Origin of the sequence: Streptomyces spinosisporus (assembly GCF_022698145.1) — a bacterium.
In the GTDB taxonomy this organism is placed as follows: Bacteria; Actinomycetota; Actinomycetes; order Streptomycetales; family Streptomycetaceae; genus Streptomyces; species Streptomyces spinosisporus.
This window is the reverse complement of record NZ_JALDAX010000008.1, coordinates 210,529-222,710: the sequence shown is the minus strand read 5'-3', so window position 1 is coordinate 222,710 and position 12,182 is coordinate 210,529. Positions and strand designations below refer to the sequence as shown.

General features: G+C 72.5%; 12 protein-coding genes. 8 read left to right on the top strand and 4 right to left on the bottom strand.

Annotated features, from left to right (window positions below; translation table 11 throughout):
• Positions 1–72: 72 nt before the first annotated feature.
• From dhaM to dhaK, 3 genes are read right to left on the bottom strand one after another with little or no spacing between them, the layout of a single operon-like run.
• On the bottom strand, positions 73–483 hold the full coding sequence (gene dhaM / locus MQN93_RS22415) for a dihydroxyacetone kinase phosphoryl donor subunit DhaM (protein ID WP_242710985.1): 411 nt from the start codon (positions 481–483) through the stop codon (positions 73–75).
• The gene (gene dhaL / locus MQN93_RS22410; RefSeq protein ID WP_016433356.1) at positions 476–1,078 is read right to left on the bottom strand and encodes a dihydroxyacetone kinase subunit DhaL; all 603 of its coding nucleotides are present in this window, start codon (positions 1,076–1,078) and stop codon (positions 476–478) included. Before dhaL ends, dhaM begins: the two co-directional genes overlap by 8 nt.
• A gap of 45 nt (positions 1,079–1,123) precedes the next feature.
• Positions 1,124–2,116 carry a dihydroxyacetone kinase subunit DhaK gene (gene dhaK, locus MQN93_RS22405; RefSeq protein ID WP_016433355.1) on the bottom strand — a complete coding sequence of 331 codons (993 nt, stop codon included), beginning with the start codon at positions 2,114–2,116 and terminating at the stop codon, positions 1,124–1,126.
• A 179-nt stretch (positions 2,117–2,295) separates the two neighbouring features.
• On the opposite strand from dhaK, the gene MQN93_RS22400 reads away from it, so the two are divergent.
• Positions 2,296–2,883 carry an Rv1733c family protein gene (locus MQN93_RS22400; RefSeq protein WP_242710984.1) on the top strand — a complete coding sequence of 196 codons (588 nt, stop codon included), beginning with the start codon at positions 2,296–2,298 and terminating at the stop codon, positions 2,881–2,883.
• Positions 2,884–3,017: 134 nt separating this feature from the next.
• On the opposite strand, the gene MQN93_RS22395 is transcribed toward MQN93_RS22400, so the two are convergent.
• Positions 3,018–3,380: a DUF6479 family protein gene (locus MQN93_RS22395; protein ID WP_016433353.1), complete on the bottom strand. Its 363-nt coding sequence runs from the start codon at positions 3,378–3,380 to the stop codon at positions 3,018–3,020.
• Positions 3,381–3,451: 71 nt separating this feature from the next.
• Between MQN93_RS22395 and MQN93_RS22390 the strand changes: the two genes are divergently transcribed.
• From MQN93_RS22390 to MQN93_RS22360, 7 genes are all read left to right on the top strand, one after another.
• Positions 3,452–3,823 carry a four-helix bundle copper-binding protein gene (locus MQN93_RS22390; RefSeq protein WP_242710983.1) on the top strand — a complete coding sequence of 124 codons (372 nt, stop codon included), beginning with the start codon at positions 3,452–3,454 and terminating at the stop codon, positions 3,821–3,823.
• A 76-nt stretch (positions 3,824–3,899) separates the two neighbouring features.
• A complete protein-coding gene (locus MQN93_RS22385; protein WP_242710982.1) occupies positions 3,900–5,078 on the top strand; it encodes an acyl-CoA dehydrogenase family protein in 1,179 nt (392 codons plus the stop codon).
• A 22-nt stretch (positions 5,079–5,100) separates the two neighbouring features.
• On the top strand, positions 5,101–6,039 hold the full coding sequence (locus MQN93_RS22380; RefSeq protein WP_242710981.1) for an oxygenase MpaB family protein: 939 nt from the start codon (positions 5,101–5,103) through the stop codon (positions 6,037–6,039).
• Complete coding sequence (locus MQN93_RS22375) at positions 6,021–8,261, top strand: serine/threonine-protein kinase (protein WP_242710980.1); 2,241 nt, start codon at positions 6,021–6,023, stop codon at positions 8,259–8,261. Before MQN93_RS22380 ends, MQN93_RS22375 begins: the two co-directional genes overlap by 19 nt.
• A 68-nt stretch (positions 8,262–8,329) precedes the next feature.
• Entirely contained in the window at positions 8,330–9,898 is a 1,569-nt protein-coding gene (locus tag MQN93_RS22370) for a phytoene desaturase family protein (RefSeq protein WP_242710979.1), read from the top strand.
• On the top strand, positions 9,895–10,710 hold the full coding sequence (locus MQN93_RS22365) for a class I SAM-dependent methyltransferase (protein WP_242710978.1): 816 nt from the start codon (positions 9,895–9,897) through the stop codon (positions 10,708–10,710). The genes MQN93_RS22370 and MQN93_RS22365 overlap by 4 nt, the downstream gene beginning before the upstream one ends.
• Before the next feature lie 42 nt (positions 10,711–10,752).
• Positions 10,753–12,141 carry a Fic family protein gene (locus MQN93_RS22360; RefSeq protein WP_242710977.1) on the top strand — a complete coding sequence of 463 codons (1,389 nt, stop codon included), beginning with the start codon at positions 10,753–10,755 and terminating at the stop codon, positions 12,139–12,141.
• Positions 12,142–12,182: the final 41 nt, after the last annotated feature.

Below are 12,182 nucleotides of genomic sequence, written 5' to 3'. Positions count from 1 at the left end.
GTGGCCGTGCGGCTCGCTGGACATGACCCTCCGGCTGCTGCTGGACCGCCGCCCATCCGGCTGCCCCGTGCGTCACACCTTGCGGTAGCTGTACGCCTCCGCGGCCGCCGCCTCCACGGCCGCGAGGTCGGCGCCCGTGGAGGCCGTGACCACCGCGGCCACCGCGCCCTCCACGAAGGGGGCGTCCACGAGGCGGGTGTGGTCGGGGAGTTCGTCGCCCTCGGCGAGCAGGGCCTTCACCGTGAGGACGGCGCTGCCGAGGTCGGTGAGGACGGCGACGCCGGCGCCGCGGTCGACGGATGCGGCGGCGGCGGCGATCAGTTCCGCACTCGTGCCGAGACCGCCGCCCTCGGTGCCGCCCGCCGGGGCGACGGGCACCGACGTCCCGCCACCTGCGAGCCCCTTGGCCAGCTCGGCCACGGACGCGGCCACCTCCGCGCTGTGCGACACCAGCACGATCCCGACCTGCTTCTCGTCACTCACCGTCGGCCTCCGCGAGAGCGGCGACGAGGAGCGAGGACGAGGTCGCGCCGGGGTCCTGGTGACCGATGCTGCGCTCCCCGAGGTAGCTGGCGCGGCCCTTGCGCGCCTGCAGCGGCGTCGTCGCGAGCGCGCCCTGCTCGGCGGCGGTCCCGGCCGCGGCGAAACCACCGTCGCGGAGCGCGTCCACCGCGGGCACCAGCGCGTCGATCATGGTCTTGTCGCCCGGCGCCGCGCCGCCGAGCGTCATGACCGCGTCCACCCCGGCCCGCAGCGCCTCGGCGAACTGCTCCTCACTGACCTCGGCGGCGTCCCCGAGCGCCTTGCCGGTACGGCGCAGCAGCGTGCCGTAGAGGGGCCCCGACGCGCCGCCGACGGTCGAGATCAGCTGTCGCCCGGCCAGTGTCAGCACCGCACCGGGCGTCTGCGGCGCCTCCTTCTCCAGCGTCGCGGTCACGGCCCGGAACCCGCGCTGCAGATTGCTGCCGTGGTCGGCGTCCCCGATGGGCGAGTCGAGGGCGGTGAGCCGTTCCGCCTCGCGGTCCACGGACGCGGCGGTCGCCGTCATCCAACGGCGGAAGAAATCGGCGTCGAGCACTGGATCTCCTTGCGTGGTAGGTACGTTGACACCCGGCCTGCCGGTCTACATTCCCCAGCGCAGCCCCGGCGTCTTCACCGGCGCGTCCCACAGCCTGAGCAGTTCCTCGTCGATCTGGCACAGGGTGACCGAGGCGCCGGCCATGTCGAGCGAGGTGACGTAGTTGCCCACCAGCGTGCGCGCGACGGAGACTCCGCGCTCGGTGAGCACCCGCTGCACCTCGGCATTGAACCCGTACAGCTCCAGCAGCGGCGTCGCGCCCATGCCGTTGACCAGGACCAGGACGGGATTGCGCGGGGACATGTCCTCCAGGATCGCGTTCACCGCGAACTCGGCGATCTCCCCCGAGGTCATCATGGCCCGCCGCTCCCGGCCGGGCTCGCCGTGGATGCCGATGCCCAGCTCCAGCTCGCCGGCGGGCAGGTCGAAGGTGGGGCTGCCCTTGGCAGGCGTCGTACAGGCGCTCAGCGCGACACCGAAGCTGCGCGAGTTCTCGTTCACTTGCCGGCCGATCGCCTCGACCCGCTCCAGCGGCTGCCCCTCGTCGGCCGCGGCGCCCGCGATCTTCTCCACGAACAGCGTCGCCCCGGTGCCCCGGCGCCCCGCGGTGTAGAGGCTGTCGGTCACCGCCACGTCGTCGTTGACCAGCACCTTGGCGACCTGGATGCCCTCGTCCTCGGCGAGCTCGGCCGCCATGTCGAAGTTCAGCACGTCACCGGTGTAGTTCTTCACGATGAACAACACGCCCGCCCCGCTGTCGACGGCGGCCGCGGCGCGCAGCATCTGGTCCGGCACCGGAGAGGTGAAGACCTCACCGGGACAGGCCCCCGACAGCATGCCGGGGCCCACGAAGCCGCCGTGCAGCGGCTCGTGCCCCGAACCGCCACCGGAGACCAGGGCGACCTTGCCGGCCACGGGAGCGTCCCGCCGTACGATCACCCGGTTCTCCAGGTCCACGGCCAGCTCGGGGTGGGCGGCCGCCATGCCGCGCAGCGCGTCCGTGACCACGGACTCCGGGACGTTGATCAACATCTTCATGGGTTCCTCCTGCTGGGCGTGGCACCTGTGGGCAGTATCGACCTTGAGGCGGCGGCGGTCACGTGGGTGTGGGGGCACTTGTCGGGTGATCGCCTGCGGTTGACCCTCCCATTGCGATGCGCGAGGTGAGACCTTTGAGAAGTGTCCGTCCTCATGGCGCCCGTGGGGAGGTGCGACCGATGCGCAGAGCCAGACGCGTGCAGGTCCTGGGGTGGCGCTGGCGGAGCAATCCGCTGCGACGGCGCAGTGATGTGCTGGAGGCGTGGATCGTGCTGGCCGCCTGGACGGTGGCGACGCTGGGAGCGGTCGTCGCCGGCGTCGTCGGCGCACAGGCCGTCCAGCGCGCGGTGCAGCGCGACCGCGCGGAACGCAGGCCCGTGACCGCGGTGCTGGTCAGGACCGTTCCCGGCAGCGGACGGGACGTCGTCACCGGTGTGCGGTACGACATGGTGCTCGCGAAGGTGCGGTGGACCGACGCGGACGGAACCGTGCGCACCGGCACGACGAAGGTGACGCCGACGGCCGGGCCCGGCAGCACGGTACCGGCGTGGACCGACGGTCACGGGCGTCTGGTGTCCCGGCCGGTCGCCCCGGCCGAGGCGACCACGCGAGTGGTGATGGCGGGCACCGGCATCGCTCTGGCCACCGGTGCGCTCGTCCTCGTCGGCGGGCGTCTGCTGCGGATGCGGGTGGAGCGCCGGGCCACCTTGGAGTGGGGCGCGGAATGGGACCGGATCGACCGGCCCAGGGGGCATACGACGGGGTGACACGGGTGCCCCGTGCACAGGATTCCGGCCCGGGTGCCCGTGCACCCGGGCCGGAACCGGTCAGTCCCGGTCGACCTTTCCTCTATGGACTCAGCCCTTCACGGACACAGCCACGGACACGGCCCTTTCGGGACTCAGCGCAGGCCCGGTCCGCCGCTGCCGAAGGATCCGCTGCTGCCCTCGCTCCAGCGGCGCCGCTCCTTGGCCGAGCCGGTGCGGGTCGGCGAGTTGCCGTGGTTGGGCAGCTCGTGCGGGGTCAGACGGTGGTCACTGCGGGGAATCTCGTCGGGTTCGCGGTTCTCCAGCACCTCGCGGACCGGACCCCCCTCCGGCATCTGCGGCTGTTCCTCCGGGCGCGGCGGGGCGGGCTCGCGGCGGCGGATGCGGGCGCCCATCCAGAAGGCGCCGATCAGCAGGACCACGATCACCAGTCCGGCCGCGATGAGCCCCATGGCGGAGGCGCTGCTTGCGGCGATGTTCATCCATGCGCTGTTCATGGCACGCGGGTACCCCGCGCCCCCGCCGTGAACCGACGTTTGACCGGACCGGCCGAGGCAACCCGCCCGGTGTGACTACGACGACCCAGCAGGAGCTCTTCCGATTCCTGGAGGATCGCTTCGCGTGTGCGCAGGCGTGCACCGAGTGTGCCCGCGCGTGCGCCCTGCGCGCGAGCATGGTGGACGCGGACGGTACCCAGGAGCAGGAATTCGTACGACGCAAGGGCATCATGTGCGCGGAGGTGTGCGACGCGACGTGCCGGGTGCTGTCGGAGCAGAACAGCCTCGACGAGTCCGCCATCCGCATCCAGGTGGAGTGGTGCCGCACGGTGTGCCTCGAGAGCGCCCACGCCTTCGACCGGTATCCGGGCGCCGAGGACGGCGCGCAGGCCACCCGCGAGTGCGCGCAGGCGTGCACGGACTTCCTCAGCACACTGAACTGACGACGGCATTCCCAATTTCTGAAACACGTTCTACGGTGTGCGCCGACAGGACCTGCCTGGGAAGCCTGGAGGCGCCGTGCACCTCGAATACACGCCCGAGCAGCAGCGGCTGCGCACCGAACTGCGGTCGTACTTCGCCGAGTTGGTGCCCGACAACGCCTATGCCCGGCATGCCGACCCGGCCGTCCAGAAACGCTTCTACCGCGAGACGATCCGCCGCCTGGGAACGGACGGCTGGCTCGGCGTGGGCTGGCCGAAGGAGTACGGCGGGCGCGGGCTGACCGCGATGGAGCAGTTCATCTTCTTCGACGAGGCCGCCCAGGCCGGCGTACCGCTGCCGCTCATGGCGCTCAACACCGTCGGGCCCACGATCATGCAGTACGGCACGGACGAGCAGAAGGCCTACTTCCTGCCCCGGGTCCTCTCCGGCGAGATCGACTTCGCGATCGGCTACAGCGAACCCGACGCCGGCACCGACCTCGCGTCGCTGAAGACGCGCGCGGTGCGCGAGGGCGAAGAGTACGTCGTCAACGGCCAGAAGATCTGGACCACCAACGGCGACACCGCGGACTGGGTGTGGCTCGCGACCCGCACCGACCCGGACGCCCCGCCCCACAAGGGCATCACCATGCTGCTCGTGCCGACCACCGACCCCGGCTACTCCTGCACCCTCATCAACACCCTCGCCTCGCACGACACCACGGCGAGCTACTACGAGAACGTCCGCGTCCCCGTCACCCGCCGCGTCGGCGCCGAGAACCAGGGCTGGCGGCTGATCACCAACCAGCTCAACCACGAGCGGGTGACCCTCGCCGCCCACGGCACCATGGCCATCCGCGCCCTGCACGACGTACAGCGCTGGGCGATGGAGACGAAACTCGCCGACGGCCGCCGCGTCGTCGACCTGCCCTGGGTGCGCCGCCGCCTCGCGCAGACCCACACCCGGCTCGACGCGATGAAGCTCCTCAACTGGCGCATGGTGCACGCCGTCCAGGACGGCACGCTCACCCCCCAGGACGCCTCCGCGGTCAAGGTCTACGGCTCCGAGGCCCGCCGCGACGCCTACGCCTGGCTCATGGAGATCGTCGGCGCCGCCGGCGAACTCAAGGAGGGCTCCGCGGGCGCGGTCCTGCACGGCGAACTCGAACGCGGCTACCGCTCCGCCGTCATCTTCACCTTCGGCGGCGGCAACAACGAGATCCAGCGGGAGATCATCTCGTGGATCGGACTGGGGATGCCGAGGGTGCGGCGTTAGCCCGCGGAGTTAGCCTGCTCAGATGGCAGGTCTCCAGGCAGGTGACCCCGGGCTGTTCCGCCCAGAGTCCGTGACATGGCAGATGCACGGTGACCCCATGATGTGGGTCGCCGGCATCCGCGCGCTCTACCTCCAGGCACTGCATCCGCGCGCCGTGCGCGGCGTCCTGCAGAACTCCGACTTCCGCAAGGACGCCTGGGGCCGGCTGATGCGGACCGCGAACTTCGTCGGGACCACGACCTACGGCACGACCGAGGCCGCCGAGCGGGCGGGCGCCCGGGTCCGGAAGATCCACAGCATGCTGTCGGCGAGCGACCCGGACACGGGGGAGCGGTACGGCGTCGACGAGCCGGAGCTGCTGCTGTGGGTGCACTGCGCGGAGATCGACTCGTATCTGAGCGTGGTGCGGCGCTCCGGCTTCCGGCTCACCGACGCGCAGGCCGACCGCTACATCGGCGAACACCGCACGAGCGCCCGCCTGGTGGGCCTCGACCCCGACGCCGTACCCGCGAACCAGGCCGAGATGGCGGCCTTCTTCGAGAAGGTGCGGCCCGAGCTCGCCGCCGGCCCCGAGGCACGCACAGTGGACGACTTCCTGCTCCGCCCGCCGACGCACCCGCTTCTCGTCCCGGCGCGTGAGGTGCTGTGGCGGCGTGTGGCGCAGCTGGCGTACGCCGCCCTGCCGCCGTACGCCCACGAGCTGTACGGCAGACCGGCCCCGAAACCCGCCACCGTCACCCGGCAACTGCGTGCCACCGGCACCCTGCTGCGCTGCGTTCCCGCACGTGTGCGCTGGCAACTCCCGCCCAAACACATCCTGCGCGCCATGGCACGCCTGGGCCCCGGCTCCCGTCCGGCACCGTACAAACTCGGACGAGAGGTCGCCATACTGGACGAGCCAGGGGAGGGTCGAAAGGACAGTAACGGGGGCGATCGCGGCAGATGGGGGACAGCAGGCTGATCCAGGGCCGGTACCGGCTGCTCGATCTGATCGGGCGGGGCGGCATGGGCGAGGTGTGGCGTGCGCGCGACGAGTCGCTCGGCCGGCATGTCGCCGTGAAGTGCCTCAAGCCCCTCGGCCCGCACCACGACCAGTCCTTCACCCGGGTGCTCAGAGAACGCTTCCGCCGCGAGGCCCGTGTGGCCGCCGCCCTCCAGCACCGCGGCGTGACCGTCGTCCATGACTTCGGCGAGTCCGACGGCATCCTCTACCTGGTCATGGAACTGCTGGAGGGCCGCAACCTCTCCCAGCTGCTGGAGGACAACAAACAGCACCCGCTGGCCGTCGGCGACGTCGTGGACATCGCCGACCAGGTCGCCGCCGCCCTCGCCTACACCCACCAGCAGGGCATCGTGCACCGCGACCTGAAGCCCGCCAACATCATGCGGCTCGACGACGGCACGGTGAAGATCTGCGACTTCGGCATCGCCCGCCTCGGCCACGACATCGGCTTCACCTCCCGGCTGACCGGCACCGGCATCGCCATGGGCACCCCGCACTACATGTCGCCCGAGCAGATCGGCGGCTCGGAGGTCGACCAGCGCAGCGACCTGTACTCCCTGGGATGCGTGCTGTACGAGATCGCCACCGGGGTACCGCCGTTCGACCTCGACGACGCCTGGGCGATCCTCGTCGGCCACCGCGACACCCCGCCCGAACCGCCCCGCAGCAGGCGGTCCGAACTGCCCGAGTACCTCGACCGGATCATCCTGGACCTGCTCGCCAAACACCCCGAGCAACGCCCGCACGACGCACGCGAGTTGGGGCGCCGTATCACCCTGGGCCGGACGACTCCCGCCTATGTGCCGACCGTCGTCACCCCGCAGCCCGTGCTCGATCGGCCCGCACCCCTTGCCTCCCGCGAGGCCCGGATGCCCTCCTGGACCCGCGGCATGACCACCGGCCACAAGGCCACCGGCACCGGACTGCGCACCACGCCCCCGGACGCCGGCGCCGGGCTGAGCGGCGAGTGGATTCCGCGCCCCGCGGGCGACCGCGCCCAGGAGCCCGCCCCTGAGGAGCCGTCGACGCCCGCCCCGGAGAAGATCGCCGCACTGGCCGGCCGGCACAACGCCGGGCTGAGCCTCGGGCGGCTGGGCCGCTGGGCCGAGGCCGGAGAGGTGCATCGCGCGGTGGCCGCCGAACGCGCCCACCTGCTCGGCCCCGACCACCCCGACACCCTCGCCAGCCGCTACGAGGTCGCCTTCACCCTCAGCCGCACCGGCCGCGCCGCCGACGCGCTGCAGGAGTACAAGCACGTGGCGGCGGCGAGGACGCAGGCGCTGGGCGCCGACCACGTCGACACGCTCGCCGCCCGCCAGGAAATGGCCTATGTACTGGGGCAGTTGGGCCGCCACTTCGACGCCCACCAGGTGTACGTCTCGGTGCTCGCCGCCCGTGAACGCGGCAGCGGCCCCGACCACCCGGACACCCTGCGCTGCCGCCACAACCTCGCCTTCAACCTCAGCAGGCTCGGCCGGCTGGAGGACTCGTACCGCATGGCCTGCGAGGTGGCCGCCGCACGGGCCCGCGTCCTCGGCCCCGACCACCCGGACACCCTGGTCACCCGCTACGAAGTGGCGTACGCACTCGGCCAGTTGGGCCGCTGGCCGGAGGCCCTGCAGACCTACCACGAGGTCGCCGAGGCGCGCGCCCAGGCCCTCGGCCCGGACCATGCCGACACCCTGGCCGCCCGCTACGAGGTCGGCATCAGCCTCGGCCGGCTCGGCCGCAGCGCGGAGGCGCTCACGCTGTACCGCGATCTGATCGAGGACCGCACCCGCGTCCAGGGCCCCACCCATCCCGAGACCCTCCGCGCCCGCCACGGCCTGGGCGTCAACCTCGGCCGCCTCGGCCGCTGGGAGGAGGCCCTCGCCGAGTCCCGCGACGTCTGCGCGATCCGCGAGCGCGTCCTCGGACCCGACCACCCCGACACCCTGGTCAGCCGCCGCGAGGTCGCCGTCGGCCTCGGCTGGCTGGGCCGCTGGCCGGACGCCCTGACCGAGTACCGCCGGGTCGCCGCCGCCCGTGAGCGCGTGCTCGGCGCCGACCACCCCGACACCCTCGCCAGCCGCAACGACGAGGCCCACTGCCTGGAACAGCTCGGCCGCGGCGCCGAGGCCGTCGAGCTGTACCGCAGGGTGGCGGTACTGCGGCAGCAACGGGCGGCGGGCGGGCGCTGACCCGGCGGGGCCGCCCCCGGCGCCGTACACCCCTGGCCGCCGACGATCATCGCGTGTTACGAAGAAGCATGGCTGCTCACGAGGGACACCGGACATACGACGCCGTGATCGTCGGCGGAGGACACAACGGCCTGGTCGCCGCCGCCTACCTGGCCCGGGCCGGACGGTCCGTACTGGTCCTGGAGCGGCTGGACCACACCGGGGGCGCGGCCGTCTCCACCCGCCCGTTCGTCGGGGTCGACGCGCGCCTGTCGCGCTACTCGTACCTGGTCAGCCTGCTGCCGTCGAAGATCGTGCGCGACCTCGGTCTGAGCTTCCGGATCGGCCCGCGCACCATCTCCTCGTACACGCCCGCGGAACGGGCCGGGCGGCCGACCGGACTGCTCGTCGGAGGCGGCGAGGCACGCACCCGCGAGGCCTTCGCCCGGCTCACCGGCTCCGACCGCGAGTACGAGTCCTGGCAGCGCTTCTACGGCATGAGCGGCCGCGTCGCCGAGCGTGTCTTCCCGACGCTCACCGAGCCGCTGCCCACGCGGGACGAGCTGCGGCGGCGCGTCGACGACGACGAGGCCTGGCGCACCCTGTTCGAGGAACCCATCGGCGTCGCCATCGAGGACCGCTTCGCCGACGACCTGGTGCGCGGCGTCGTCCTCACCGACGCCCTCATCGGCACCTTCGCCGACGCCCACGACCCCGCACTGCCCCAGAACCGCTGCTTCCTCTACCACGTGATCGGCGGCGGCACCGGCGCCTGGGACGTCCCCGTCGGCGGCATGGGCGCCCTGACCGACGCCCTGGCCGCCGCGGCGCGGGACGCGGGCGCCGACATCGCCACCGGCCACGAGGCGGTACGCATCGACACGGACGGCCGTACGGCCCAGATCACCTACCGGACACCGGACGGCGAGGGGGTCGCCGCCGCACGGCACGTCCTGGTCAACGCCTCCCCGCAGGCGCTCGCCGAGCTGACCGGCGACACTCCTCCAGCCCCCGCCGAGGGCGCCCAGCTCAAGGTGAACATGCTGCTCAAGCGGCTGCCCAGGCTGCGCGACGAGGCGGTGGACCCGCGCGAGGCCTTCTCCGGCACCTTCCACATCGCCGAGGGCTACCGGCAGCTCGCCACCGCGCACGCCCAGGCGGCCGCCGGTGAGCTGCCCGCCGCGCCCCCCTCCGAGATCTACTGCCACTCCCTCACCGACCCGACGATCCTCGGCCCCGATCTCGTCGAGCAGGGCTACCAGACCCTCACGCTCTTCGGCCTGCACACACCGGCCCGGCTCTTCGACCGCGACAACGACGCCGTACGCGAGGAGCTCCTCAAGTCGACCCTCGCCCAGCTCGACGCCCACCTCGCCGAACCGCTCGCCGACTGCCTGGCCACCGACGCGGACGGCCGCCCGTGCATCGAGGCGAAGACCCCGCTCGACCTGGAGCGCGACCTACGGCTGCCCGGCGGCAACATCTTCCACCGCGAACTGTCCTGGCCCTACGCCCAGGAGGGCACCGGGCGTTGGGGCGTGGAGACCCGGCACGCGAACGTGCTGCTGTGCGGGGCGGGCGCCGTGCGGGGCGGAGGCGTGAGCGGGGTGCCGGGGCACAACGCGGCGATGGCGGTGCTGGAGGCGACGGCGGGGTGACACACTCGGCCCGGGACTTCTACGACTCGCTCGCCGCCGACTACCACCGCATCTTCCCCGACTGGGACACGAGCATCACCCGCCAGGCAGCCACCCTGGACGCCCTCCTGCACCGCGAACTGGGCCCGGGACCGCACCAGTTGCTGGACTGCGCCTGCGGCATCGGCACACAGGCGATAGGGCTGGCGCGCGCCGGGCACGGGGTGGTGGGCAGCGATCTGAGTCCCGTAGCGGTCGTGCGGGCAGCCGCGGAAGCCGCGGCCCGTGGCGTCCGACTGCGCACAGTGGCCGCCGACATGCGCCAACTGCCGTTCCGCCCAGGCGCTTTCGACGCCGTCGTGTGCGCCGACAACTCCCTTGCGCACCTGCTGACGACGGGCGACCTGGAGGCGGCGCTCACCGACATGCGCCGGGTTCTCGTCGACGACGGGCTGCTGCTGCTCACCATCAGGGACTACGACGAGGCCCGGCGGACCCACCCCACGTCCGTGCCGCCCCAGGTGTCGCACGATGCCGACGGCCGCTCGATCACCTTCCAGCTGTGGCACTGGCACGACGACGGGGAACACTACGACCAGGAGTACTTCCAGCTCGTGCCTGCCGGGGACGGATGGAAGGTGCGCGTGCGCCGCGCCACCTCATGGGCGCTGACCCGGGACCAAGTGGCTGCCGCCGCGACCGCGTCCGGCTTCACCGCCCTCACCTGGCACACGCCGGAAACCAGCGGTTTCTACCAGCCGGTGCTGACGGCGCGGGCGGCGGCCGGGCCGGGCATCGTGCCGGGGCATCGTGAGGGCGGCTTCCCGCGCTAATTCACTTGCACGAACACCCGTTCGGCATGGCAGGCTGGCGAGGTGATCTTCGAGTTGTCTCCGCGTTGGCTGAGCTGGGACGAGGTGGATCCCGCCCGTCACCCCTTCGACAGCGAGTCCGCCGCGGAGCTGGTGCGCTCCCTGGACGCGGCCCGGCGAGTGCCGTGCCGCCCCCAAGTACCCTTCGCCGACCCGGTGATGGGTGCCTGGAGCTGGGACGAGGCCCGCCCCTGGGCCGACGCGATGTCGCAGGCGCTCGCCGAGCACTACGGCAGCTGGGCGGTGGGTTGGCGCTGGGCGCACGACGAGGGGGACTTCGACGGCGGGCCGGTGGGGAGCTGGTGCTGCCCCAGGGACTCCGTCACCACCCCGGAGGAGACACTCCCGCGCGTGGTCGCCGCGCTGCGCGAGTGGCGCGGATGGCTGGAGACTCTCGCAGGGTGGTTCGAGGCGTACCCGCTGGACCTGACGTCCGTGGCGGATCAGCGCATCCTGTGGGAGCGCGCCGCCCGCAACCTGATCCTGCAGGTCACGGACCGCACGGGCTGCGGCAGCGGTTGGTACGGACACTGCCGTCTGGTGCTCACGTGGTTCCTCGACCACTGGGGGGTCGAGGAAGGGCTCGCGGAGGAACTGCTCGACGAGGCGATCGGTGGGCGTTTCGAGAGCTGGACCGGCCCGGACATCGTGCTGGTCGACGACGTCGCGGAGCGGCTGGCGCGGTCACTGCGCCCGGACGACGCCGCGCCACCCGCCGCCGAGCCCCTGCTGGACCACCTGGAGCACTGGCTCGCGGTGCGTGGGACCGTGCCGTGGCAGGAGTGCCCGGACGACGGGGGAGGGCCGGTGACCCCGTCCCGTGACGGCGTCGCCGCCGACATCCGCGCCTTCGACGGCGCCCTGAACCCCACCCGCGCGGCCGGACTGCTCGCCGCGCTGGAGCTGATGCGGGCGGACGCCGCGCGCGGCGCCCCGCTCGACTTCGCACTGCTCCGCGGCTGGCAGCAGCACGTCCTGGGCACACCGCAGCCACCGCCCTTCCGCACCCAGCCGGCATTCGCCAAAAGCGGCCGTGAGCGCTACGGCATAGCCCCGGATACCCGCGCCCGCCTGGACGCCTGCCTGTCCGAAAGCACCCGAGCCGCCTCGCCGCCCCTTCCCCTGACCGCCCGTGCCGCCCGCGCCTACCTCGACGTCTGCTTCTTCCACCCCTTCGACGACGGCAACGCCCGCGCGGCCCTGCTCACCGCCCTCTACGTCCTCGCCCGCGAGGGCGTCGGCCTCGACGGCGTCTCCCTCCTGCGCCGCGTCACCTTCCAGGCCGACGAGCCGAAGGATCCGATGATCCTCATCCGGTACATCGACATCCACCTGACGCAGACTCGGCGCAACGCAGCGAAGCCGCGATGCGAAGGCGAGTCGGCCGACTGACGCCGACTGCCGGCCGTTCGGATCAACTCGGCGCCACGGGG

Excerpts from the sequence above, each read along its gene's own strand:
- dhaK (WP_016433355.1), bottom strand. The coding sequence starts at position 2,116 with ATGAAGATGTTGATCAACGTCCCGGAGTCCGTGGTCACGGACGCGCTG.
- MQN93_RS22400 (WP_242710984.1), top strand. The coding sequence starts at position 2,296 with ATGCGCAGAGCCAGACGCGTGCAGGTCCTGGGGTGGCGCTGGCGGAGC.
- MQN93_RS22395 (WP_016433353.1), bottom strand. The coding sequence starts at position 3,380 with ATGAACAGCGCATGGATGAACATCGCCGCAAGCAGCGCCTCCGCCATG.
- MQN93_RS22380 (WP_242710981.1), top strand. The coding sequence starts at position 5,101 with ATGGCAGGTCTCCAGGCAGGTGACCCCGGGCTGTTCCGCCCAGAGTCC.
- MQN93_RS22375 (WP_242710980.1), top strand. The coding sequence starts at position 6,021 with ATGGGGGACAGCAGGCTGATCCAGGGCCGGTACCGGCTGCTCGATCTG.
- MQN93_RS22370 (WP_242710979.1), top strand. The coding sequence starts at position 8,330 with ATGGCTGCTCACGAGGGACACCGGACATACGACGCCGTGATCGTCGGC.